This window comes from Arthrobacter sp. OAP107 (assembly GCF_040546765.1).
Taxonomy (GTDB): domain Bacteria; phylum Actinomycetota; class Actinomycetes; order Actinomycetales; family Micrococcaceae; genus Arthrobacter.
On sequence record NZ_JBEPOK010000001.1, the window covers coordinates 4,578,573 to 4,602,236 of the forward strand.

General features: G+C 68.1%; 23 protein-coding genes. 6 read left to right on the plus strand and 17 right to left on the minus strand.

The window, feature by feature from the left end; all coding sequences use genetic code 11:
* Positions 1-76: 76 nt before the first annotated feature.
* Positions 77-985: a LysR family transcriptional regulator gene (locus tag ABIE00_RS21045; RefSeq protein WP_354263469.1), complete on the plus strand. Its 909-nt coding sequence runs from the start codon at positions 77-79 to the stop codon at positions 983-985.
* Here the strand turns inward: ABIE00_RS21045 and ABIE00_RS21050 are convergent.
* The 3 genes from ABIE00_RS21050 to ABIE00_RS21060 all read right to left on the minus strand — a co-directional run bounded on the left by ABIE00_RS21050 (position 975) and on the right by ABIE00_RS21060 (position 5,116).
* The gene (locus tag ABIE00_RS21050) at positions 975-1,994 is read right to left on the minus strand and encodes a spermidine synthase (RefSeq protein ID WP_354262590.1); all 1,020 of its coding nucleotides are present in this window, start codon (positions 1,992-1,994) and stop codon (positions 975-977) included. The two genes, ABIE00_RS21045 and ABIE00_RS21050, sit on opposite strands and share 11 nt — an antisense overlap.
* A 138-nt stretch (positions 1,995-2,132) precedes the next feature.
* Complete coding sequence (gene rfaE2, locus ABIE00_RS21055) at positions 2,133-3,692, minus strand: D-glycero-beta-D-manno-heptose 1-phosphate adenylyltransferase (RefSeq protein WP_354262591.1); 1,560 nt, start codon at positions 3,690-3,692, stop codon at positions 2,133-2,135.
* The gene (locus ABIE00_RS21060; RefSeq protein WP_354262592.1) at positions 3,689-5,116 is read right to left on the minus strand and encodes an aldehyde dehydrogenase family protein; all 1,428 of its coding nucleotides are present in this window, start codon (positions 5,114-5,116) and stop codon (positions 3,689-3,691) included. The genes rfaE2 (ABIE00_RS21055) and ABIE00_RS21060 overlap by 4 nt, the downstream gene beginning before the upstream one ends.
* 225 nt (positions 5,117-5,341) lie before the next feature.
* Here ABIE00_RS21060 and ABIE00_RS21065 point away from each other — a divergent pair, with 225 nt between their 5' ends.
* Positions 5,342-6,598, plus strand: a complete 1,257-nt coding sequence (locus tag ABIE00_RS21065; RefSeq protein ID WP_354262593.1) for a glycosyltransferase family 9 protein — start codon at positions 5,342-5,344, stop codon at positions 6,596-6,598.
* Here the strand turns inward: ABIE00_RS21065 and ABIE00_RS21070 are convergent.
* From ABIE00_RS21070 to ABIE00_RS21100, 7 genes are read right to left on the minus strand one after another with little or no spacing between them, the layout of a single operon-like run.
* Positions 6,564-7,265, minus strand: coding sequence for an SDR family oxidoreductase (locus ABIE00_RS21070; RefSeq protein WP_354262594.1), 702 nt, complete (start codon positions 7,263-7,265; stop codon positions 6,564-6,566). The genes ABIE00_RS21065 and ABIE00_RS21070 overlap by 35 nt on opposite strands.
* 58 nt (positions 7,266-7,323) lie before the next feature.
* Positions 7,324-8,685: a D-glycero-beta-D-manno-heptose 1-phosphate adenylyltransferase gene (gene rfaE2, locus ABIE00_RS21075; RefSeq protein WP_354262595.1), complete on the minus strand. Its 1,362-nt coding sequence runs from the start codon at positions 8,683-8,685 to the stop codon at positions 7,324-7,326.
* Complete coding sequence (locus ABIE00_RS21080; protein WP_354262596.1) at positions 8,682-9,425, minus strand: D-sedoheptulose-7-phosphate isomerase; 744 nt, start codon at positions 9,423-9,425, stop codon at positions 8,682-8,684. Before ABIE00_RS21080 ends, rfaE2 (ABIE00_RS21075) begins: the two co-directional genes overlap by 4 nt.
* Positions 9,422-10,675, minus strand: coding sequence for a glycosyltransferase (locus ABIE00_RS21085; protein ID WP_354262597.1), 1,254 nt, complete (start codon positions 10,673-10,675; stop codon positions 9,422-9,424). Before ABIE00_RS21085 ends, ABIE00_RS21080 begins: the two co-directional genes overlap by 4 nt.
* Positions 10,672-11,751, minus strand: coding sequence for a glycosyltransferase (locus ABIE00_RS21090; protein ID WP_354262598.1), 1,080 nt, complete (start codon positions 11,749-11,751; stop codon positions 10,672-10,674). The genes ABIE00_RS21085 and ABIE00_RS21090 overlap by 4 nt, the downstream gene beginning before the upstream one ends.
* Positions 11,748-12,824, minus strand: a complete 1,077-nt coding sequence (locus ABIE00_RS21095; protein WP_354262599.1) for a glycosyltransferase family 9 protein — start codon at positions 12,822-12,824, stop codon at positions 11,748-11,750. The genes ABIE00_RS21090 and ABIE00_RS21095 overlap by 4 nt, the downstream gene beginning before the upstream one ends.
* Positions 12,821-13,372: a D-glycero-alpha-D-manno-heptose-1,7-bisphosphate 7-phosphatase gene (locus ABIE00_RS21100; protein ID WP_354262600.1), complete on the minus strand. Its 552-nt coding sequence runs from the start codon at positions 13,370-13,372 to the stop codon at positions 12,821-12,823. Before ABIE00_RS21100 ends, ABIE00_RS21095 begins: the two co-directional genes overlap by 4 nt.
* Before the next feature lie 114 nt (positions 13,373-13,486).
* Here ABIE00_RS21100 and ABIE00_RS21105 point away from each other — a divergent pair, with 114 nt between their 5' ends.
* Positions 13,487-14,431 carry a glycosyltransferase family 9 protein gene (locus tag ABIE00_RS21105; RefSeq protein WP_354262601.1) on the plus strand — a complete coding sequence of 315 codons (945 nt, stop codon included), beginning with the start codon at positions 13,487-13,489 and terminating at the stop codon, positions 14,429-14,431.
* On the opposite strand, the gene ABIE00_RS21110 is transcribed toward ABIE00_RS21105, so the two are convergent.
* A complete protein-coding gene (locus ABIE00_RS21110; protein ID WP_354262602.1) occupies positions 14,326-15,270 on the minus strand; it encodes a sigma-70 family RNA polymerase sigma factor in 945 nt (314 codons plus the stop codon). The genes ABIE00_RS21105 and ABIE00_RS21110 overlap by 106 nt on opposite strands.
* 182 nt (positions 15,271-15,452) lie before the next feature.
* Here ABIE00_RS21110 and ABIE00_RS21115 point away from each other — a divergent pair, with 182 nt between their 5' ends.
* On the plus strand, positions 15,453-16,565 hold the full coding sequence (locus tag ABIE00_RS21115; protein ID WP_354262603.1) for an NAD-dependent epimerase/dehydratase family protein: 1,113 nt from the start codon (positions 15,453-15,455) through the stop codon (positions 16,563-16,565).
* Between the two features lie 35 nt (positions 16,566-16,600).
* On the opposite strand, the gene ABIE00_RS21120 is transcribed toward ABIE00_RS21115, so the two are convergent.
* Positions 16,601-17,131, minus strand: a complete 531-nt coding sequence (locus ABIE00_RS21120) for a hypothetical protein (protein WP_354262604.1) — start codon at positions 17,129-17,131, stop codon at positions 16,601-16,603.
* Between the two features lie 202 nt (positions 17,132-17,333).
* Here ABIE00_RS21120 and ABIE00_RS21125 point away from each other — a divergent pair, with 202 nt between their 5' ends.
* A complete protein-coding gene (locus tag ABIE00_RS21125) occupies positions 17,334-17,612 on the plus strand; it encodes a hypothetical protein (protein WP_354262605.1) in 279 nt (92 codons plus the stop codon).
* Between the two features lie 134 nt (positions 17,613-17,746).
* Entirely contained in the window at positions 17,747-18,940 is a 1,194-nt protein-coding gene (locus ABIE00_RS21130) for a YihY/virulence factor BrkB family protein (RefSeq protein ID WP_354262606.1), read from the plus strand.
* A gap of 145 nt (positions 18,941-19,085) precedes the next feature.
* Here the strand turns inward: ABIE00_RS21130 and ABIE00_RS21135 are convergent, their stop codons facing one another.
* The 5 genes from ABIE00_RS21135 to lepB all read right to left on the minus strand — a co-directional run bounded on the left by ABIE00_RS21135 (position 19,086) and on the right by lepB (position 23,597).
* Positions 19,086-19,943, minus strand: coding sequence for a glycosyltransferase family 2 protein (locus ABIE00_RS21135; RefSeq protein ID WP_354262607.1), 858 nt, complete (start codon positions 19,941-19,943; stop codon positions 19,086-19,088).
* On the minus strand, positions 19,930-21,330 hold the full coding sequence (locus ABIE00_RS21140) for a PIG-L family deacetylase (protein ID WP_354262608.1): 1,401 nt from the start codon (positions 21,328-21,330) through the stop codon (positions 19,930-19,932). Before ABIE00_RS21140 ends, ABIE00_RS21135 begins: the two co-directional genes overlap by 14 nt.
* Positions 21,324-22,520: an acyl-CoA dehydrogenase family protein gene (locus ABIE00_RS21145; RefSeq protein WP_354262609.1), complete on the minus strand. Its 1,197-nt coding sequence runs from the start codon at positions 22,518-22,520 to the stop codon at positions 21,324-21,326. The genes ABIE00_RS21140 and ABIE00_RS21145 overlap by 7 nt, the downstream gene beginning before the upstream one ends.
* Positions 22,521-22,527: 7 nt before the next feature.
* Positions 22,528-23,007: a Dps family protein gene (locus ABIE00_RS21150; RefSeq protein WP_354262610.1), complete on the minus strand. Its 480-nt coding sequence runs from the start codon at positions 23,005-23,007 to the stop codon at positions 22,528-22,530.
* 128 nt (positions 23,008-23,135) lie between these two features.
* Positions 23,136-23,597, minus strand: a complete 462-nt coding sequence (gene lepB / locus ABIE00_RS21155; protein ID WP_354263470.1) for a signal peptidase I — start codon at positions 23,595-23,597, stop codon at positions 23,136-23,138.
* Positions 23,598-23,664 lie beyond the last annotated feature (67 nt).

Below are 23,664 nucleotides of genomic sequence, written 5' to 3' on the forward strand. Positions count from 1 at the left end.
ATTCACCCGAGTATTCCTGCAGAAGGAACGCGGTTCAATGACTAATCAGGCACTGGATTCGTGCAAAATTGCAGATATGGATGCCAACCCGGATGATCTGCTGGTGCTGCTCGCCGTCTCCCGCTCGGCGAAATTCACGACGGCGGCCCAGGTCCTGGGCCTGAACCACACCACCGTTTCACGCCGGATCGCCGCATTGGAAAAGGCCCTCGGCGGCCGTGTGCTCGCCAGGGCGTCCGGGGGCTGGGAGCTGACCGAGCTCGGCGCCCAGGCCGTGCTGGTGGCAGAGCAGGTGGAAACGGCGGTGCGTGCGCTGGGACCGTCAGGCCGCGCGCCTGACCCGATTACCGGCGTCGTACGCATGACGGCGACCGACGGCTTCAGCGCGTACATCGCCGCCCCGGCGGTGGCCAGTCTGAGGAGGGACCATCCGGGACTCAGCGTCGAGATCGTCACCGTCACGCGCCGGGCGTTGCAGCAGCGCTCGGGACTGGACATCGAAGTCGTGGTGGGCGAGCCGCAGGTGCACCGTGCCGAAGCGTTCCGGCTGGGCGAGTACGAGCTCGGGATGTACGCGTCCCGGCAGTACATCGAGGCCAACGGAATGCCTGGGACGGTGGAGGCCCTGACCGCCCATCCGCTCGTGTACTTCGTGGACTCCATGCTGCAGGTGGACGATCTTGATGCACCGCGCCGGCTGGTGCCGGCCATGCGCGACGGCGTGAGCTCCACCAATGTGTTCGTGCACGTGGAGGCCACCCGGGCGGGCGCCGGTGTGGGCTTCCTCCCCTGTTTCATGGCCGACCGGCACGAGGACCTGGTGCGCCTGCTGCCCGGGAACATCGCCGAACGGCTGCCCTACTGGATGGTCCTGCGGCCCGACTCGATGCGCCGGCCCGCCGTCGCCGCCGTGGTGACAGCGCTGCGCGAACAGACCACCGCTCACCGGGAGTGGCTCCTCGGGCAGGGGCGGCTCAGCCGGTGACGCGGCTCAGCCGGTAACCAAAGGCTGGGGGCCCGGCCTGAGCTCCTGTACCGGGTTGGGCACCTGCACCAGGTTCAGCATCTGTACCGGGTTGGGCATCCGCACGGGGCGCGGGGTCGTGGCGCACTTGGGCTCCGGCGGCGAAGGCCCGGACCTTGGCGTCGTTCCAGATGTGCGCGGGCACGGCACCGCCCAGGAGCCGCCGCGCGAGCTGCGGATCGTCGTCGAACGGCTGGTCGCTGCCGGCGATCACCATATTGCCGTAGCGGCGCCCTTTTAGCATGGCGGGGTCCGCGATGATGAGGGTGTGCTCGAAGGCTGCCGCGATGGTGGCGGCATCCTCCCGGGCATTCTTCAGGTCCGGACCGTCGCCTGAATTCACCACGTAGATGCCACCCGCCGCAAGGACACGGCGGACATGCCCGTTGAACTCGGCTGTGGTCAGCGGAACCGGGGTCAGTGCGCCGGCGAACACGTCCCGGATGATGAAGTCGCGGGTATCAGGCGTCAGGGTTTCCGTCACGGCACGGGCCTCGCCAACGCGCAGCCGGAGTAACGGGGCCTTGGGCAGGTCGAACCAGCCGCGGACGTATTCGGCGAGCTTCCCGTCAAGTTCCACCACCACCTGCCGGGCGTCCGGGTAGGCGGCATGGAAGTACCGGGCCAGCGAGCAGGCTCCGCCGCCGAGGTGCAGGCCCCGCAGCCTGGGCCTGGTCTCCGTCGGCCAGCGGGATTCGATCAGGGCGGACATCCAGCGCATGTACTCGAAGTCGAGGAACAGCGGATCGGCCAGGTCGATGTGCGAACTCATCACGCCGTTGATGCGCAGCAGCCAGCCGGTGGCGTTGTCCTGGTCCGCGATGAGCTCGCAGTCGCCGGTGTCGATGTGGTAGACGCCCTCGACGGGGCCCTCTGCACTCGCTTTCTTGGTCAGATCCAGCAGCGCCGGGGCCGCCGCTCCCGCTTTCCGGCCGCCTGATTTCCCGCCTGACTTGGTGCGCCGTGCCATCAGTTCTCCGCCGCTTCGGTCATGCTTCAAGCCTAGTTGACCGCAGTCTGCCCCTGATCCCGATCCCCGCCAGCCCCCTGGGCTCGCACGCTCGTTCAGGAAACCCTGCTGGTGGGGGCCCGGCCCAGTCAGCGGACTCTACCCCTCTGCCACAGGGGCGCCCTCGCCGTTGCGGATGCGCTGGACAATCGCCGTGGTGGAGCGCTCGGCCACGTAGTCGAGGATGGTGACCGTCCCGCCGTAGGACTCCACGGCCTCCGTTTCGGCCAGCATCTCCGGCGTGTAGTCACCGCCCTTGGTATAGATCTCCGGCCTTAGCTGTTCGATCAGGGGAATCGGCGTCGGGGTATCGAAGACGGTGACGTAGTCAACGCAGCTCAGGGCGGCGATCACGGCGGCCCGGTCGGCCACGCTGTTGATGGGACGGCCCGGCCCCTTGAGCTTGCGGACGGAATCGTCACTGTTGAGCGCCACCACCAGGATGTCGCCGAGCTGCTTGGCCTGGTTCAGGTAGCGCGTGTGCCCGCGGTGCAGGACGTCGAAGCAGCCGTTGGTCAGCACCACGCGCTGGCCGTCGCTGCGGTGGGCACGGATGTGGCGCTCCAGTTCGTCGGCGGTCAGGGCGGTGTCAGCGAAGCTTTCCAGGTAGCGGCCCAGCTCGTCCGTGCCGCAGACCGATGTCCCCGGATGGTGGACCACCACGTCCGCCGCCGCCTGCGCCAGGTCCAGGCTGGTTGTCAGAGGGAGCGACGCGGCGCGCGCCAGGGTCAGCGCCGCCACGAACGTGTCGCCCGCGCCGGAGGCCTGCTTCTCGGTGGCGGGCCGGGCCCACGTCCGGTGCGGGTTTCCGGCGGCCGGGATAAGAACGGTGCCGTCCCGGTCCAGCGTGACCACGACGGCGCGTGCCCCTGTCGCCTGCAGAAGCTCGCCGCCGTGCGCCGTCACCACTTCTGCGCGCCCGGGCCCGCTGCCGAGCCGGAGGTCCAGCATGCGGGCGGCCTCCTGCGCGTTGGGCGTGACAAGGTCCGGCTCGAGTCCGGCCCACGGGCGGGGATCGTGCGCATCCACCACCACGAGCGTGTCCTGGCCCCGCCCTGCCAGCGATTCGATGAGGCGTCCGCGCACAGGGTCCGCGAGGACGCCCGTTCCGTAGTCACAGATCACCACCGCATTTTGGCTTCCGACGGCGGCAGGCACCGCCGCCTCGAACGTCGCCAGGGCGTCGGGCGGGACAGCGGCCGCGGCGTCGTCGAATCGAAGGAGAACCTGGCCGCCGCTGCTGATCCGGATCTTGGTGGTGGTGACCATCTCCGGGTGCCCGGCAAGGAGGGTGGTGTCCACCCCGGCGGCCACCAGTTGGCGCCTAAGCTCCGTGCCGGCGTCGTCCGTCCCGATAATTCCGGCCACGCTGACGCGGGCGCCGAGGGCCGCCAGGTTCATGGCCGTGTTGGCGGCGCCACCGGGAGCGAAGTCGCGCCGCGCGATGTCCACCACGGGAGCCGGGGCCTCGCGGCACATCCGGTCGATCGAGCCGGTCCACCAGCCGTCCAGCATGAAGTCGCCCACGACCGTGATGGACGGCCGTTCTTCGGCCAGCCTCCTGGGAAGCCACGCCGCCAGGCCGCGCTGTTCGGAAAGGACCGGTTCGGACAGGACCGGTTCGGGAAGCACGGGTTCGGAATGTTCGGCGGTGGTCATAGCGCCGCCCCGTTGCTTTCACCGGCCGTCGGGGCGGGAGGCGCAGCGATGTGCACCACCTTAACCCGGCAGAATTCATCCAGGAGTTCGGGGCCGTAGCCAAACCCGTGCCCGCTGTCGCCACGGGGCTGGGCAGCCCCGCCCGGTGCGCCGCCGAAGACCTCGTTGACCTTGACCGTCCCCACGGGAAGCGCGGCGACGGCCTGCTGGGCGTGGGCGATGCTGCCGGTCAGGACAGTGGCAGCCAGTCCGTAACGCCCGGCTGCGGCGAGGGTGAGCCCTTCCTCGAAGCTCTTCACAACGCGCACCGGCGCCACGGGGCCGAACGTTTCCTCGGACATGACGTCCATGGCTTCTATGCAGTCCACCAGGACCGTCGCCGGATAAAAGGCGCCGGGCCCGTCCGGAACGGAGCCACCCTCCACGGCCCGCGCCCCGAGTTGCAGTGCCTCGGCCACGTGCCGCTGGACGGCGTCCCGCATCCGGGTGTCCACGAGCGGTGCCAGCCGGTTTTCCCGGTTCCGCTCCCTGGCCTGCTCCACCAACGCCTGGCAGAACGGTTCGGCGATGGACGCGTGGACGTAGATGCGCTCAACGGATGTGCAGATCTGCCCACTGTTGCTGAAGGCCCCGATCGCCGCCTGCTCCGCGGCCCAGTCGGGATCGACGTCGGCATCCACCAGCAGTGGATCATTCCCGCCGTTTTCCCTGATGACGTACGCGCCCGTCAGCACCGCCGCCCGGGCAATCCGGTCACCGGTGGCACTGGAGCCCACGTGGGCGAACATGTCAACGTCCGGCTCCTGCGTGAGGAGGGTCCCGACGTCGGCCCCTCCGGTCAGCGTGACCAGCACGTTGGGCGGGAAGACCGGCGCCAATGCCTCCCCCAACAGCTTTCCCACGTGGGGGCAGCGCTCGCTCGGTTTGTGAATGGCGGTGTTCCCGGTAACCAGGGCGGCACCGATGAGTCCGCAGGCCACGGCCACGGGGTCATTCCACGGGGTCAGCAGCACAGCCACGCCGCGGGGCTCGGCAACGGTGTAGTCCGCGGCCAGCGCGTTGCCGCGCAGGCTGTGACCGCGGTGTACTGGGCCCAGTTCCGCATACTGTTCCAGGGTCGAAACACCGGCGGCAACGCCTGCCAAGGCCTCCTCCACCGGACGGCCGGTCTCCTGCGCGTTCAGTTCGGCCAGCCCGGCAGCGGCTGCCTCCAGCGCCCGGGCGGCCTCGCGCAGCAACTTGCCGCGCTCCCCCGGCGGCGTGGCCGCCCAGCCCGGCTGGGCAGCGCGTGCAGCCGCCACGGCTCCCGCCACTTCAGCGGCACCGGCGACGGAAAGGCTGCCGACGGTTTCCCCGGTTCGCGGGTTCAGGATGGTGAGCATGTCTTCCGCATTGGCCAGCTCGCTGGTGATGGTCGATTGCATGTGGCTCCTCACTAAGGATTGGCCTTGGCTGCCGGACCGTCAGTCCCGCCCTCTCTGAGGTGATCCGTACCCCGGTGCCAACGGGTTTACACCCGCTAGGTACAGGAGTTTCAGAGCTGGCGGGCCGGGTCACAATGAGCTGGCAATACGGGGCCGATGCACCGTATGGTGGCTCCACTGAACCCGTCCCGACCTGAACGCATCCGGAACCGAGAGGGCTGATCCATGGAACTCTTCAACGCCGACTTCGGCGGAGCACGCATTACCGGGCAGGGAATTGGCCCCGTTTTGGAAGCCTTCAGCGGCATCTCCCGCATCGCCGTTCTCCGCGGCGGCGGGCTGGGTGACCTGATGTTTGCCCTACCGGCCGTGGCAGCGTTGAAGGCCGCCTACCCCGGCTCCAGCGTCACACTGCTGGGCACTCCGGTCCATGCTGAACTGCTGTCCCAGACCGTGGGACCAGTGGATGAGACGGTGATTCTGCCTTTTTCCGAAGGGGTCCGCCCGGGCCCGGAAGACGAAGACGAACTGGAGCGGTTCTTTGCCGGGATGCGCGCCAGGAACTTTGATCTGGCCGTCCAGCTGCACGGCGGGGGCCGGTACTCCAATCCGTTCCTGCTCCGCCTCGGCGCCCGCCACACCGTGGGCACCAGGACTGCGGACGCCGCTCGGCTGGAGCGGACTGTGCCCTACCTGTATTACCAGCATGAGCCGCTCCGGGCCCTCGAGGTCGCGGGATTCGCCGGCGCCCCTCCCCGTGAGCTGGAGGCCAGGCTCCAGGCGCTCCCGGAGTTTCACCGGCAGCTTGAGCAGGAGGTGCTGGGAAACGGCGGTCCGGGCCACGGCAACGCCGGGCCCGGGAACGCCGGGCCCGGGAACCACGAGGTGCTCGTGATCCATCCGGGCGCCACTGATGAGCGCCGGCGCTGGCCGGCGGAACGCTTCGCCGCGGTGGCCCGGAGGGCCGTCGACGACGGCTTCCGGGTATATGTGGTGGGCGACAGCAGCGAAAAGGAACTGGCCGAGACTGTGGTGGAGCTCGCCGCCGAACAGACCGGCACAGGGCAGTCCGGCACTGCCCAGACCAGCACCGGACAAGTTCAGGACGCCCGCCCGGCCGTTGAGTCACTCGCAGGAAAACTCAGCCTCGGCGAGCTCGCAGCGCTGCTGGCCCGCAGCGCCGCCGTAGTGGCGAACGACAGCGGACCCCGCCACCTCGCCCAGGCCTTGGGCACACCCACCGTTGGCATCTTCTGGACGGGCAATGCCATCAACGCCGCACCGCTTGGACGTAGCATGCACAGAATCCACCTCGGCTGGGCCACGCGCTGCGAGGTGTGCGGAGTGGACGTCACCCAGGTCGGGTGGACGGCCCCCCGGTGCCCGCATAACGAGTCCACCGTGAAGGCCGTCGAACCCTCCGAGGTTTACGAGGATGTTCTCCAGCTCACGGCCACGAGCCCTCTTCCTCGTGGCAGATAAGCATTTCGCGGACCTCGCAGCCGATGGGCTGCGACAACGCGAACAAAATGGCCTGCGCCACGTTGCCCGGGTCGTTCAGGCGTGAGTCGTCCTGCGGCTTGTACTGTTCGGCGCGGTCGTCGAAGAAGCGCGTCTTCATGCCGCCGGGGATCATGGTGGTCACGCCGATCTCGCCGCCTGTCTCAGCCGCCAATGAGTGGCTGAAGCCCACGACGCCGAATTTTGAGGCGCAGTAGGCGGTGGCCTCCGGCAGGGCCCGCTTGCCAAGCGTTGACGCGATGGTGACCACCCGTCCACGGGATGCCTTCAAATACGGGAGGGCAGCCCGGACGACAGAGACAGTGCCCATCAGGTTGACCCCGATGACGCGCTCCCACTCGTCCGCGGCCACATCCTCCAGCTTGCCGCAGCGGTCGATGCCGGCCGCTGTGACCACTGCATCCAGCCCGTCCAGGGTTTCCGCGGCCTGCCGCACAGCCTCGGTCACCGCAACGCGGTCCGAGACGTCCACTTCGAAGGCCTTGGCCGCGGAGACGTTCCGGATGTCCCGGTCCAGCACCACGGGGGTTCCTCCGGCTTTCAGCACGGCATCGACGACGGCGGCCCCCAGTCCCGAGGCCCCGCCGGTTACCAGGACCCGGCCGGGCCGGATAGTCGATTCAGTCATGGTGTTCCTTTCAGTCGGGTCGAATTGCAAGATCGTGCAGCAGTTTGGCTGACGCTACTCAGCTGACCTTCGCCAGCGCATCCGCGAGGACAGAGGTAGACCGGGCCTGGTGGAACGGCACCGTCACGCAGCGCCCGCCCCAGCTCTCGACCAGCCCGGCCTCCGGCAACTCCGACGCACGGTAGTCGCCGCCCTTCACCCAGATGTCCGGCCGCAGGGTCTCCAGGCAGTCCTCGGGGGTGTCTTCCCCGAAGACCAGGACGGCGTCCACGCATTCGAGTGCCAGCAGGAGTTCGGCCCGGTCCTGCTGGCTCACGATGGGCCGTTGCTCTCCCTTGATCCGGCGCACCGACTCATCCGAGTTCAGGCATACGATCAGGCAGTCGCCGAGGGCCCGGGCCGCCGCCAGGGTGCGGGCGTGGCCGGCGTGCAGGAGGTCGAAGCAGCCGCCGGTGGCCACGACCGTTCCGCCGTTGGCACGAACCCGCCGGGCCATTCCGATAGCGTCCTCCCCGCGGCTGTGGCGCCAGACCGGCCGCTGGCGGTCCGGCAGGGACGCCACCCCGCCGGCGCCGAGGAAGGCGGCCGCTTCGTTGATCGCCAGTTCGGCGGCGTCGCTGAGGCTGCGGCCCTCCGCCAGGTGGACGGCCAGGCTGGCCGCGAGCCGGTCGCCCGCGCCGCAGGGATCGGTGACCTCGGTGGGAGGTGCCGGGATGGTCACCGGCGAGGCGCCGGGCCGGGACAGCAGGCCGCCCAACTCCCCCATGGTCACCAGGACCGCCTGGCTTTGCCAGCGGTCCAGCAGTGTTCTGCCGACGGCGGCAACCGCCACGGGCGTTCCGGCGCCGGAGTCCGCGGCCTTGGCGGCCTCGGACAGGTTGGGGGTCACCACGGCCACGCCGCGCACGGGGGCAGCACCCGAGGGATGGGGATCCCACACGATCGGGATGTCGCCGGCGCGGGCTTCGAGCACGTCCCGGATGTCCGGATTTGCGGCAACGCCCCTGCCATAGTCGGCCACGACGATCACTTCGGCCTGCTCCAGCGCCTTGAGCATGCCCGGGGTGGCCGCCGGCACTTCCGGCCGCTCGCAGCCCTCGTCCACCCGCACCACCGGTTGGCGGCCCGCCCTGACGCGCGTCTTTACTGGTGTCCTGGCCCCGGAGGGCCCGGAGACGACCCGCACGCCGGCCAGCGCGCCTTCCAGGGCAAGGGAGGCGTCGTCGTCGGAAAGCACAGTCACCAAGCTGACCCGGTGGCCGTCGTGGGCCAGCATGCGGGCCACGAGCCCGGCACCGCCGGCCCGGCGCCGGACATCGGAGACGTCCACCACGGGTACGGGTGCGTCGGGGCACAGCCGCGTTGCTTCACCGGAAAGGTCCACGTCCAGCAGGACGTCGCCTACCACCGTGATCCTCATCCGCGATCAGCCTCCGGCCCGGAAACGCCCTGGCCCCTGCGGGCCACCTCGGCTTCGAAGGCCCGGCAGATGGCGTGCAGCGCAATCAGGTGCCCTTCCTGCGCGTTGGCCGAAATGGCATCAATGGCCACGGCGTCGTCGCAGCAGGACGCCAGCGGGTTGGGCGCCGGACCGGTCAGGGCCCATGTGGTCACGTTCAGCCTGGCTGCTGCTTCGGCTGCACGGAGCAGGTTGGGGCTCTGGCCGCTCGTGGACAGCAGCACGAGGATGTCCCCGGACCTGCCGTGGGCGCGGACCTGCCGGGCGAAGAGCTCAGCGTAGCCGTAGTCGTTGGCAATGGCCGTGACGGCCGAACTTTCGGCGTGGAGGGAGATCGCGGAAAAGGGTATCCGCTCGCCGTCAAACCTGCCCACAAGTTCCGCCGTGAGGTGCTGCGCTTCGGCGGCGGAGCCCCCGTTCCCGGCAGCGAGCAGCCTCTGCCCGCTAAGCAAGCGCTGGGCCAGCTCCACGCCCCAGCCGGCCAGTTTGTCGGCCTGGCTTTCCAGGGACCGCAAAGCGGGCAGGACGTTTTCCAAGTGGGTCCGCACAGCATGCCGCGAGCCCAGGACGGCTTCGTCCCGGGGGGCCTCCGGAGAGGACAGCGCGATCTCGTGCCCAGCGGGGTTCTCAGCGAAGCCGCGCGGATCGCTGACGCGGGGCATGGCGGGAAGCTCGGCCTCCCGCAGGGATTCCGGAGTCACAGTGCCGCTCCTTCCATCGGTTCAAGGCTGCCTGCCTCCGCAGAGCCTGCGATTGCCAGCTGGTAGGCCTTTTCGGTTTCCGCGGCCACCCGGTTCCACGAGTAGCGGGCCTTCGCCCGGCGCTCGCCCGCCCGCCCGAGTTTTGCGCGAAGGTCCGGGCTGGCCAACAGGGTGCCGATGGCTTCTGCAATGGCTTCAGGGTCCTTCGGCGGCACGTGCAGGCCGGTTCCCCTGTCCACGACGCTGTCAGTCAGGCCTCCCACCGCCGCGGCGACCACCGGAACGCCACACGCCATGGCCTCCAGGGGAACGATGCCGAAGGGCTCGTACCAGGGAGTGCAGACCACAGCGTCCGCACTTCGGAAGATGCCGGGCATGGCTTCCCTGGGCACCTGGCCCCTGAGCTCCACATGGGCCGCCACGCCGAGGTCCCGGGCCAGGTCCAGTAGCCGGCGCGCCTCCGGATCCTGCCCGCCCTCATCGGCACCGCCGCCCACGATGAGCAGCTCGACGTCGTCGAACCCATCCTTCAGCAGATAAGGCAGCGCGCGGATCACAAGGTCCACGCCCTTGCGGGGAACTAGCCGGCCAACGGAAAGGATGCGGTGCGACCGGGCCGGAACGTCGGCCGGGCCGCCGCTGGAGAAGAGCTCCAGGTCCACTCCGCAGGGGGCGATGGAAACCCGGCGGGTATCAATCCCCATGGCCCTCAGTTCAAAGACCTCGTCAGAGCAGGTGGCCACAATCCGGTCAGCCGACCGGCCCACGGACGGTTCGAGGAACCGTCTCTCGGCCGGACTGGTGTCGGCGGCACCCTGGTGGCGGCGCTTGACGGTGCCCAGCGCGTGGAAGGTCTGCACCACGGGAACCCGGAAACCGCCGGCCTCCCGCCGTGCGGCGTCCAGCGCGGCGACGCCAGACATCCAGAAGTGACCGTGCACCACATGCGGCGGCGAGTCACCCCAGTCCTGGACCACGCCATCCGCCAAGGCCCCCATGTAAGGGAGGAGCTCGTCCTTGGGCACATGTTCGGCCGGGCCGGCGTCCACGTGTACTACCTCAAGCCGCGGATGCACCCGCACCCTCGCAGGCAGATCCGGCGCGTCGCGCCTGGTGTACACGGTCACGCGATGGCCCCGCCGGGCCAGCGCTGATGAAAGCGCGGCCACGTGCACGTTCTGGCCGCCTGCGTCCACTCCGCCGAGCGCTGCCAAAGGACTGGCGTGTTCCGAAATCATTGAGATCTTCAATGGGTATTCCTTTCTCGCGCCGCGGACAGGGCATCCGGCCCGGACCCCTCTGAGGCTGCATCCTCGGATGCAGCCACCTCCTCAGACCCCCGCTGCGGACCGTCCCCCCGATGTGTCGGCACCAGATCGGCCAGCACCTGGTCCCAGTCGGCGAGGAACCGCTCAAGTCCGTAGCGCTCGAGGGCCGCCTCCCGTGCCGCCTTACCCCGCCGTCGGGCTTCCTCGGGGTCGTTGACCAGCAGCCGGGCGCACCGGCGCAGCTCCTCAACATCTGTGGAGATACAGCCCGCCTCAGGCGGGACAGCCCGGGACGCCTCGGTGGTGGCCAGCGCCAGGACCGGCATGCCGAGGTGCATCGCTTCCAGCAGCGCCAGCCCCAGGGAGGTCCAGCGGAGTGGGTGCAGGTAAGCACGGCAGCGCGCGAGTTCGCGGTGGAGCTCGTCGGTTTTCAGGTCGCCCCGGACCGTTAGCCGCGGCCCGGGAATGCCCGTGGCCTCCGCCAGCCCATCACCTCCCATTCCGAAGACCTGGAGCGGGGCTGTGGTGGCGAAGCGGGACAGCAAATCCGTGCCAGTCACCCGTCCGCGGCGGACCGGTTCATTTACCACCACGCCCAGCTCCGGGGCCTCGCCTGTATAGAGATAGCCGGGGTCCGCGATGCCATGCTCGATGACCTTGGTCGGGGCGCGGCCGCTGTCCCAGAACAGCTCGTTGAAATGCGTCACGTGGACAATCGGAATCTCGCGTTGCTCCCCGAGCGGATGGACGGTGAAAGGAACATCGCCCTTGGGGGTGTTGTGTTCCACAAATACAGCGGGAAGATCGGTGCCGGGCCGGCGGCCCAGGACGCGTCTGACCTCCCCGGCTTCCTCCGGACGCTGGAGCACCACGGCGTCAATGCTGCCGGCGTCCAGCTCGGCGAGCGTGACCTCCCGCACGGAGGCTGGCCAGTTCCGGCCCGCCCGCCCCAGCCCCCACGGACCGCCCTCCGGCAGGACCGGCAGCAGGTACTCGTGCCGGCCGCGGACAAATGCGTCCGTCCACGACCCGTGCACGTGCCAAAGCAAAATTCTCATCGTTTCCGGACCTTTCTCCGTGTGCTGAGCGAGGAGACCCCGCTCAGCAGGCGTTCGACCGCTTCCACCACCTGTTCTGGCGAGACAGAGCTAAGGCAGGGATGTCCCGGTACCGGACAGATGCGTGCGCGGCTCAGCCTGCATGGTGCATTCTGGTCGCCAAGCAGTTCCAGCGGAACGCCGTACGGCGCCCAGCGGACGGCGGGCACAACGGGCGAAAACAGGCTCACCACCGGGGTTCCGACCGCGGCTGCCAGATGCGCAGGTCCGGTGTTTCCGGTAACCACAACGTCAGCATTGGCAAGGACACCGGACAGGGTGGAAAGGTCAGTCCGCCCGCCCAGATCGATGGCCGAAGGGCCCGCCACCGTTGCGGTAAGGGCTGTCTCACCCGGGCCCCCGGTGACGACTACCCTGTGGCCGGCGCCCTCCAGCAGCTCCACGGCCGCCGCATGGTGCAGCGGAGGCCAGGCCCGGGCCGGCACCGTGGCGCCCGGATGGACCACAACATAGGGCCCGTCCCCCACCAAGTGCCGGACCGCCGGAGGATCCTTGACCATCAGCTTTCCGTCGTCTCCGGTCTTGAGCCGGAATCCCGCCGCGCGGGCGATGCCCAGCGCCCGCACGGACTCCGGCTGGTCCTCTGGAAAGTCCTCGCCGGGTCTCAGACGGACGTCCAGGAGGGAGCCGGCATAGTCGGTGGAAGCCCCGGTGATGCGCTCCACACCGGCCAGCCGCAGGAGGAGCGCCAAGGGAAGAGACGACTGGTGGAAAGACGTGAGGATAACCGCTTCGGTGATGCGGGAATTCCGGACAAAGCCCACCAGCGAGTCCAGGTGCGGGCCTGTCACCGGCGGTGCAGGATTGCTGATCCACGGGGCATCCCAAGCAAAAACGTCCGCGACGCCGGGCAGCAGCGAGGCGGCCGACTGGCCCTGCGGCCCGCAAAGCACGACGACGTCGTTGGGGCTGCCGCCGTCGGCCCGCCGTCCGTTCGCCACGGCCCTGACCGCCGGGCCTGCCAGAAGAACGTCACCGACGCTGTCCAGCCTGGCCACCAGGACCCGGCTCATGCCGGTCCTCGGAGCAGCATTCCCTGCAGCAACAGGGAAACGGCCTGTTCGAGGTCCGCGGCAACCTCTGGGGCTGCTGTGACTTCCTCGGGCCGGGTCTGGGGAGTGGGGACAAGGACACCGCATGCACCAGCGGCCGCGGCCGCCTCGACGTCGCTGCCGATGTCTCCGATGAACGCCGCCTCTGACGGGTCGATGCCAAGACGCCGGCACGCGCTCTGGATCATTCCAGGGGCCGGCTTGCGGCACCGGCAGCCGTCCCCGGCCTCGTGCGGACAGACTTCCCAAACGTCAAAAGGTCCCAGAAGGTCCTCCACCCGGGCGTTCACGCTGTCCACCTCTTCCTGGGTGAGGAGGCCGCGGGCAATGCCTGACTGATTACTCAGCACGCCGGTGGCCAGGCCCAGGCCGCGCACCTCGTCGAGGACCTTCCGTGCCCCGGGCAGTGGCCTGACCAGTTCCGCATTGCCGTTGTAAGGCACGTCAAACACCAGCGTCCCGTCCCGGTCGAACAGCACGGCCTTGAGCGTAGAAGCAGCAGTTGCCATATCCCCTTCGTTCCCCGCCCACCTGAGACCTAAACAAAAGGCCGCGTACTTCTTCTCGGCTAGAATCCTCGACAGGCGGGCCAGCCGGGCCGCCCGAAGACGAGGAAGGCCTCAGTGGAAGCACCGAACGGCAAGCACGAACAACCAGTCCTGCTGGTCCTGCGGGCCCTGAAGCTTGGCGACCTGCTGGTTGCCGTTCCCGCGCTGCGCGCCCTGCGCCGCGCCTATCCGGAACACCGCCTGCTGTACGCGGCGCAGGGCTGGCTGGAGGACGCCCTGGAGCTGGTGGGGGGCTACGAACTGCTTCCGACCCACGGCCTTGATGTTCCCATTCCCATCGAGGCAGGCAAGGTGGACATCGCCGTGAACCTGCACGGCAGCGGACCTGAAAGCGAGGCACGGCTCGCCGCCGTGCGCCCCAGGACGATCGTTGGCCACCGCACATCTGCACGGCCCGGCCCGGAGTGGATGCAGGACATCCATGAGCGTGAGCGGTGGACCAGGCTGCTGCAGTGGCATGGCATTGACGCCGAACCGGACGATTTCCGCCTTCTCCCGCCTGCCCTTCCCAGCCCCTGCCCGGGCGCCACGGTGCTGCACGTAGGAGCCGCCTATGGCAGCCGGCTCTGGCCGGAGGACCGCTTTGCCGCAGTAGCCCGCACGCTCTCGGAGGATGGCCACCGGGTCGTGTTCACCGGCAGCTCAGGGGAAAGGCCCCGGGCCGTGGACGTTGCACGGCTTGCGGGGCTACCGGAAGCACAGGTCCTGGCGGGAAAACTGCGGCTGGCCGAATTCATGGCCGCCATCGCAGAGGCCCGGCTGGTGGTCTCCGCAGACACGGGCGCGGCACATCTGGCCTCTGCGTATTCGCGGCCCTCGGTGGTGCTTTTCGGTCCCGCCCCGGCCGAGGTCTGGGGCCCGCCGCCGGGGCCGCATATTGTGCTGACAGACGCTCAGGCGCGCCGCGGTGACACCTTCGCGGCCACGCCGGATCCGGCCCTGCTGGCGGTTTCGGTGGAAGATGTCCTGGATGCTGTTGGGAGGCTTCCGCTGCGCTGAGCTGTGGGGGCACTGTCCGGCGCGGCGGCACTTTCCTGGCTGGCCGGCACCCGGCCGAGCTTGCCCACGGTCCGGCCCTCCTCGTCAAGCAGCCGGTGCTGAAGCCACACCAGAATTCGGGACAGGCGCCGGGATACCTGCATCTGGGAAATGCCGAACCGTTTGCCCAGTTCCATCTGGGTCTCCTCCCGGAAGTACCGCCGGTACAGCATCTCGCGGTCGTCCGGCTCCAGTTCCTGGATGGCTTCATTGAGGCATACCAGTTCCTCGAGGTGCTCGATCGGCTGGTCGGGCGAGACCAGCCCCTCGCCCATCGTCGGCCCGCCCCACGGGTCCGGACTGTCCAGCGAGTCGGGATGCATGCTGCTGCCTGCCGCCTGGGCTTCCCGCACCTCCGCGGTGCTGACGCCCAGCTCGCTTGCAAGTTCCTGAGCCGACGGTGTCCGTCCCAGTGACTGGGCCAGGTCCGGGGCCGTGTGCAGGAGCTGTGTGCGGACGTCCTGGACCCGCCGCGGCGGTCGGACAGTCCAGCACCGGTCACGCAGAAAACGCTTAAGTTCGCCGCTGATCGTGGGTGCGGCGTAGGCGGGAAAACTTTCGCCCTTCTCTGCGTCAAAGCCCCGCGCTGCCTTGACGAGTCCCAGATAAGCCACCTGGACCAGGTCTGAACGTTCCCGTCCTCGAGCGGCGTACCGCGAGGCAAGGGACTCCGCCAGGTCAAGGTAATTGAGTACCAGCTGGTTCTGGAAGGCATCGTGCAGCCGGCCCGTTTGGGTCGAAGGCTGGGAGGCTGCCTGCGGTGGGCCGGTCATGGACAAGGAGGGCGGAGTTTCTGGCATTGTCGGGGTTCCTTCGATCGGGATCTCGAGAAAGCCTGCGGCAAGACTTAGAAGAAGGAAATCATAAGTGTGCTTATTACACAATGGCTCGAGACGATAGGCTCGAAGAAGCACCAAGGCCAAGCTACTGTCACCAGACTGCCTGACTTTGGGGTTCCACGGCAATGGACGAAGGGCATTTCATGCGTATCGCGATCACGGGTGCCAGCGGCAATGCGGGAACAGCACTACTCCGCAGGCTTCAGAGGGCCGGACGGGAACACCCCGACGGACTGGAACTGGTGGGCATCAGCCGCCGCACGCCGGACACTTCAATGCCGCCCTATGCGGGCGTCGAGTGGCACTCCCTGGACGTTGGTGCCGAGGGCGCGGCGCAGGACTTGGCCAAGGCTTTCGCCGGAGCCGATGCAGTGGTGCACCTTGCCTGGCAGATCCAGCCGAACCGGAACCTCCCGCAACTGCACCGCACTAATGTCACCGGCACTGCGAACATGCTGGCGGCTGCCCGGGAAGCCGGAGTCAACCATGTGGTGTGCGCCTCCTCGGTTGGGGCATACAGTAAGGCACCCAAGGACCGCCGGGTTGATGAATCCTGGCCTGCCGGAGGGATGGAGGGCTCACATTACAGCCGGGACAAGGCTGAGCAGGAAAAGCTGCTGGACAGGTTCGCGGCGGATAATCCGTCGGTTGCCGTGGCCAGGCTGCGCCCCGGGCTCATCTTCCAGGGTCAGGCGGGAAGCGAAATCGGGAGGTATTTCCTGGGGTGGGTGCACCCGAGATTCGTCCCGCGCCGGCCGGCGTTGCCACTATTGCCGATTCCCGAGGAACTGATCTTTCAGGCGGTGCATGCCAACGACGTCGCGGACGCGTACTGGCGTGTGCTTGAGCGGAGGGCCAGCGGCCCCTTCAATGTGGCGGCCGAGCCAGTGGTCACCCCGCAAAACCTGGCCCGGCTCTTTTCCGCCAAGAGGATCCTCCCCGTCCCGGTCCGCGCGCTCCACGCCTTCGTCGGTGCCACCTGGCGGCTGCGGCTGCAGCAGACAGACTCGGGATGGGTGGAGATGGCGGCTGGCGCACCGATCATGGACACCGGGCGGATCCGGAACGAGCTCGGCTGGGAGCCGCAAACGCCGTCGCTGGAGGCCATCCGTGAAGTGATAAAGGGCATGGGTAAGGGCGCCGGCGTGCCGGCGTCCCCGCCGCTCAAACCGCGGCGCAGCCCCTTGACGTTCCTACGCCGGCGCTGGCTTCGCCGCCCCCTCGCTGGGGCAGGGCTAAACGGACGACGCCGGTAGGTTACGGTCGCCGGCGGCTTAACGGCCGTCGTCGGCTATTCGCGCGGCGTGTTCCGCCTGGTAGCGTCCGTGGTGGCGTCGACATCGCGGGCATCGACGCTGCGCGCATCATCCGCCCGTACGTCGTCGGCCCGCGAGCCCGCGTCGCGCGCATCCGCGGCCCGAAGATCTTCATGCCCGGCATCCGCCCGCGCTTCATCGCGCCGGTTGCCGTCATCGTCCACATCCGGGTCAAGCGCGTTCGCCTTGTACTGGTGCTTCTCGGCATCCGTCCGCAGGTCCTGCGCGGTCGACTGCCGCTGTTCGGCCTCCTGGCGAAGCCGCGCCGCCTCAACCTGTGCCTTCTCGGCATCGGCCTTGGCATGCATGGCCCTGGCTTCGTTTTCGCGCGCCTCAAGGTCGGCGTTCTCCGCCTTCCTGCGGATCTCGGCAGCGTGCTGGCGGTTCTGCTCATCGCGCTTCTGCCGGAATGCCTCCCGGCGCTTGCGGCTGGACATCAGAAGCACCGCAATGAGCGCGATCACAACGATTACAACGACGATCCAAATCCAGGCAGTTGGGTCCACCGTGGATCCACCTCTCTCTTTTCCAGCACGTCATTATCCGGAGGGTCCGGCCGCTGGTACCGGCACGACGCCACCGGAGAGCGGCCGATTGAACTAGCGGCAATCAGGGTACTTACGATCTAATAGTAACCATGCTTACTATTTTATAGCGAGTGGTTGCCGGGTGTACTCGGCACCGCCACATGTTGGAGAGGGATTGACCATGACGGAGAACCAACAGCCGCAGGGCCCTAGCGCTTCCCCGCCCGACGCTCCCCTGCCCGGATCCGAGAAGACCGGTGCTGAAGAAGCCGGGGCCCGCGCCCGGAGCAGCGGGCAGGACCCCAACCCGCTGGCTTCCGGACAACTGGCCGAGAGCCCGCAGTCGAACACCCGGATGGCGGACGATCCGCTGGGTGGGAAGCAGCCCGCCGACGATCCGCTGGGAAGCGACCCGCTCACCTTGGACCGGCGCAACCCGCCCAGGGCGCCAGGACTCTAGGTGCCCTGCCTGTAAGCGACCCAAACCTGATGCGACCTGTTGCACGCCCTGCGAGCCCCACCCCCTGATAGCGGGCAGGAAACCATCCGCTCCGCCGGAACACGTCGTCCTGCCCGCGAACGAAAGGATGCCTCATGGCTACGAAAGAAGCCCCGGAAACCAGCACAGCAAAGGCGGACACCGCGCCTGCACCCGATGATGCGCGAAAGCCGGACAGTCCTCCGGACCTGGACAAGCCGTCGTGGAAATACATTTTCCGGAAGACCCTGCGTGAATTCACCGGGGACCAGTGCCCCGACCTCGCCGCCGGGCTTACCTATTACGCCATCTTCTCCCTCTTCCCCGCCTTGCTTGCGCTCGTTTCGCTGCTCGGCATTTTTGGACAAGCAGAAAAAACGACGGCGGCACTCCTGGAAATCGTCCAGCGCATCGCGCCCGGCCAGGCTGTGGAGATGATCCGGGGGCCCATCCAGGAACTGACCACCTCACCGGCTGCCGGCTTCACACTCTTCATCGGCCTCGCGACAGCACTGTGGTCCGCTTCGGGGTATGTGACCGCGTTCGGCCGGGCCATGAACCGCATCTACGAAATCGATGAAGGCCGTGGCTTCGTGAAGCTGCGCGGCACCATGCTCGGCGTGACGCTTGTCTCCGTGATCATCGTTGCGCTGCTCGCCGCGATGCTGGTGATCAGCGGGCCGGTGGCCGAAGCCATCGGCAATGTCATGGGCCTGGGCGGGGTGTTCCTCACTGTGTGGAACATTGCCAAATGGCCGGTCATTGTTGCGCTGGTCATCGTGGTGATCGCCGTCCTTTACTACGCCACTCCCAATATCCGCCAGCCAAAGTTCCGCTGGATGAGCATCGGTTCCCTTATCGCCCTCTTGATCTTCGTGCTGGCCTCTGTCGGCTTTGGGTTCTACGTGGGCAACTTCAGCAACTACAACAAGACGTACGGGGCCATCGGTGGCGTGATCGTCATGCTTCTGTGGCTCTGGATCCTGAACATGTCCCTGCTTTTCGGCGCGGAGTTCGACGCCGAAATGGAACGCGGCCGGCAGCTGCAGGCGGGCATCGAAGCCGAGGAAACACTCCAGCTTCCGCCCCGGGACACGAAGAAGAGCGACAAGCTCCAGGAGAAGGAAGAGGAAGATATCCGGCTGGGGCGCGAACTGCGCGAGAAATACAGCGAACAGGGCAACGGCCCGGACGGCAGCGACAAGGCCGCCAACGGCCGGGACGGAAGGCACGACGGCGGCCGTAAAGGCAGCAGTGAAGCCTCCGCCCGCCAGGACAATTCACGCCGGGACAAGGGTGATGGCAGGTAGCAAGGGAGGCGAACCGGGCAGCTGCCACCAGGCGGCTGCCCGGATTCGTTTGGACGGGTTGCTCCGTTTGGACCGGGTGTTCCGTTTGGACGGGGGGTATTCCGCTTTGGCGTGGTGTTCAGTTCTGACGCGGTTGCATCACGCGTCAGCCGCTCCGGAGGGCAGCGGCCGTTTCAACACCCAGCGCACGGAGGTAAGCGCCGAAACCGTGGGGCGCCCTGGCGATCGTCCGTCCGGAGGTCATTACGCGGGTGCTGTCCGTGGCGGTGACGGCGAAGCCTCGCCGCCGCAGCTGTTCCACTAGGGCACGGTCCTCGGAGGAGCGTAGCGGGGGAAATCCGCCAGCCTGCCGGTATGCCGAGGCACGCACGCCGAGGTTGGCGCCGTAGACGTTACTGTGCCTTTCCTCCTGCGGATGCCTCAGGCGCCAGCTGCGCAGAAGCTCGGGTTCCATGCCGGTGGAGTCGGGCTCCACGGAACCCAGCACCACGTCCCAGCCGGAGTCCGCAAATTCCAACTGGCGCACGAGCCAGTCCTCGGGAACCCGGGAATCGGCGTCCGTGTTCGCCAGCCAAGTACTTTCCAGATGCAGAGCGCCAGCGCCTTCCAGAGGAGCCGTGCTTTCCAGACGGCCCGGACTTTCCAGGAGTTCCGCGCTTTCCCAAGGGCCCGGGCCGGTCTCCCCCAGGGCTGCTGCCACCCCCGCTGCCCTGCTGGCGCCCGCATTGCGGAACCTCCGGTGCAGTATCCGTACGCCGGTGCTTAGACCGGCGCTTGATCGGACGTACGGACCAGCGAAGCGGGCCGCGATCTCCGCCGAACGGTCGGTGCAGTGGTCCAGGACAACAGTGATACCCGCGGCTATTGCAGGGCCGTTCCGCGCCAGGGCTTTCGTCGCGACGCCGAGCGCATGCAGGGCTGCTCCAAGGTGGTGCTCCTCGTTATGGACCGGCATCACCACCTCCACGCGGTTGATGACCGGCCGGGAACTATCCGCCGTCACGCGCAGCCTCCGGCCGGGAATCAGGCCCAGCCTCCGGCCGGATGAACGTCTCGAGGACGAAGTCCCGCTCCCGGTAAACACTGGCCGATGGCCACCCGAGCTGGCTCCGTGCCAGCGTGTGGACCGCGTCGCCGTCGAGCTCCCAGCCTGAAACCGGATGCCTCCAGTGGCAGAGCAGCAGCGTTCCGCCCGGGAGGAGGGACGCCGAGATCCGGGTGAACAGTTCCTCCAGTTCGGCCGGCGCAAGGTAGTAGCCCATCTCGGAGACTACGATCAGGTCAAAGCTGCCTGGCGGCCACTGTTCCGGCAGGGTCAGCTGCCTGGCTTCAGCGCCCGGGTACCGGGCGAGCCGTTCGCCGGCCCGCGCCACGGCGGTCCCGCTGGCGTCCACGGCGAGGAACCTCCCGCAGCGCTGTGCCAGTTCCGTACTCAGGGTGCCGATCGAGCAGCCGGCCTCCATGCCGGCGTCGTACTTCTGTTCAGGGAGCGCGGCGAGCGTCAGGCTGCGCTTGCGCTGCTCATACCAGCTGTCCTGGTACCTCCAGGGATCCTCGGCGCTGAGGTGCAGGGCATCAAAGACCGCCTCGGCATCCCCGGCGCTGCGCCTGCCGGTGACCGGGGGCTGCCAGGCGAAGACCTCAAAGGGCCTGGAGAAGTGCGAAAGAAACTGCCCTGACAGCAGTACCTCGTCGCCGGGCTGCTCAGAGAGCGGCTCCAGCTGGGAGGCATGGGCGTGCAGGGCCTCACGCTTCATCCGCTGTTCTCCGGAGCTCAGGGGCAGCCGAAGCCAGTTCCGCCAGGCAGTGTCGCCAGGCGTGGCCCACAGCCAGTACCAGATGGGATATTCCAGCAGCCCGTGGCCGCCAGCTTCGGCGGTCTCCGCCGCGACGGCACCGAGGGTGTCATGGTCGATGTGTCCGTCTCCGCGGTACGGGGCAACAATGACCACGCTGCGCTGCACGTCTTCCCGGCCCTGCCCGATAACTGCCGCCAGATGTTCGGCAATGAGGGCGCGGTGCCGGGCCAGCCCGCTGTCCGGGAGGTTCAGGAACTGCCAGTGCTCCGCCAGCCCGAACGCGGCCATGGCAGCCGCGAACTCCTCCCGGCGGACTGCGGCAAGCTGCCCAGGCGTCGTCGTGGGCGAGTCCGGGTGGGACGCCTCCCCCGCCGAACACAGCAGCACCTCAACGTGCGCACCGGCCGACGTGAGCCGGGCCAGCAGCCCTCCGGCGCCGAGCGATTCGTCGTCCGGGTGGGCAACAAGGACAACGAACTCCATCCGTGCCAGCTCGGCCGAATCCAGCGGGAGTTCGCCGATCGTGTCCAGGCTGCTGGCCGCCCAGGCCGCCTCGTCCGTGCCGGCATCGGTGTGCGAGAACGTCACCACGCGTGCTCCCCCTTGAGCGTGAGCGCGCCCAGCTGGGCGTCGTCACGGGTGGCGTGGTGCTGCCGCACGTAGAGGGACAGGTCCGCCATGCACTTGCCATACCGTTCGTCGAAGGCCAGGGGGCCAGGTCCCAGGTTCTGGCTCACCAGGAGCTGGACGCGTTCGACGGCGGAAGCAACAGTCCCCCGGACACGTAGCGCCTCGCTCCACCCGCCGACGGCGCCGCCATTGAGCTGGGCATCCACGGAGTCAGCTGCCCGGGCGAGGTACTGGATAGTGGAGGTCAGGATCCGGTCCACTTCGCCCATGGCGGCGAGCGCTACCTGGTCGGGCTCACGCTGGGACCTGGCGCCCCGCAGGAGCGCGGCTTCGAAGTGCCGGCCGAGTGCCACCGCGCCGCCGAGCCAGCACGCGGCGACGCCCATGCCGCCCCAGGCAAAGCCGGGGCGCTGGAAGTACCACCCGTCGCCGCCGAGCGGCACGGCCGGCACTCTGTCGAAGTGGACCGTTCCGCTGGGGATTTCGCGCAGTCCGCGGCTGGTCCATTCCGGCACATCGCACGTGACCCCGGCGGCCCGGAGGTCGACGGCAAAGGCGGCACGGCCGCCCGTTTCGGTGTGCGCGGTCACCACGGCGTGGTCCACAAACTGGGCCAGCGAGCACCACGGCTTGGAGCCGGTCAGCTGTACGCCGGAAGCTGTCCCGCTGGGTTGTGCCCGGCCGGTTTCTGCTGCTCCCGCTTGGGTCTGGTCGGAGGATTGTCCGCCAGCAGGTGACGGCCCGTTACCAGAGGACGGCCCGTCAACGCGCCCGGCCGCCGGACCGGCCGTCAGCCGGGTTCCGGGGGCCTCGGCTGCATACACTCCCCACGATCCGGTGAATGCTTCCGGTGTCCCGGCCTGGGCCAGGATGGCACCGGCATCCAGGTGCGGCTCCATCACCCTGGCGGCGGCCACGTCCACTGCGGCTACCGACGCCAACAGTTCCCACAGTTGTGCAGTCTGCCCGTCACCCGGCTTCGGTGCGCTACGGCCGGCCTGCTGGGCGATGGCCAGCAGGGAGGTGACATCCCCCACGGCGGAGGCAACCCTGTCCAGCAACCGCTCGAGGTCGAGTGAAGATTCGGGTTCGCCGCCTGCCGTACGGGCTTCCGCCGGGCTAAGGCGGACGGGCTGGGATGGCCGGATCATGGCGCTGCTATTCCTGCTCCGGTGCGGTCACCGGCGCCGAGGCGGGCATCACTTCCGCGTTCACCATCCATGCCAGCTGTTCGAGCCGGGTGATGGCCTCGTGCAGGAGGTCCGCGCTCGTGGGATCTTCTTCATCCACCTCATCGTGCACGTCGCGGATGGTCCTGACCGTTTGTTCCAGCCTCGCGGTGATGAGTTTGGCGGTGTCCTTGGTGACGGTCAGCCCGGCAGGGTACTGCTCCAGCCTGGTGCCGGACGAGACGGTGGCGCTCCGGCCGTCCGGAAGCGCATGGAGGGACCGCATCCGCTCAGCGGTCTGGTCGGCGAGCAGCCGGGCACTGTCGACGATTTCGTCCAGCTGCAGATGCAGGTCGCGGAAGTTGGTGCCCACAAGGTTCCAGTGTGCCTGCTTGCCCTGAACGTGCAGCTCGATCAGGTCGGTGAGAACCTTCTGAAGATTGCTGGCCAAAGTCTGGGATGCTTTCATGACTTCCTCCGCTGCCGTCACCGATGCTTTTCCATCCCGGCCAGCCGGAAGCCCGCCACGATGATTCCCAGCATACTTACCTTTTTGGGTGCGGGTGTTTTTGGCAGGGGCAGCGCCTGGGCGCCGCATCAGCGGCCGAAGGGCCACAGCACCGTAGCCTGCAGCGATGCCAGAGGCACACTCCCGTAGATGCGCGAATCGATGGAACCCGCCCGGTTGTCGCCCAGGACGAAGACGTGCCCGGCCGGCACCGTGACCGGACCAAAGTAGGTGCCGTCAATGCGGCTGTGGTTGATCCCCGGCTCGGCCTGTGGAACCCCGTCCACCACCAGCACCGAGTCCTCGATGGCAACGGTCTGCCCGGCGAAGGCAATGGCCCGTTTCACGGCGGCGTTCCCGTCCTCAGGACTTGTGAAAACCACCAGGTCTCCTGCCCTGAGTGAACCCAGCGCCGGACCCGGTTTGAACATCAGCACCGTGCTGCCCTTGGGCAGCGCCGGTTCCATGCTCTCGGAACTGACCGTCACCGGCTCCAGCAGCCACAGGCGCGAGGCGAGCAAACAGGCGGCCAGCAGCACCGCCGTCGTAATTGTTTTCCGCCGAAAACCCTGCCGGACGGATCCGGCAGGGTTTCCGGTTACGGCTTTGTTGTCGGGG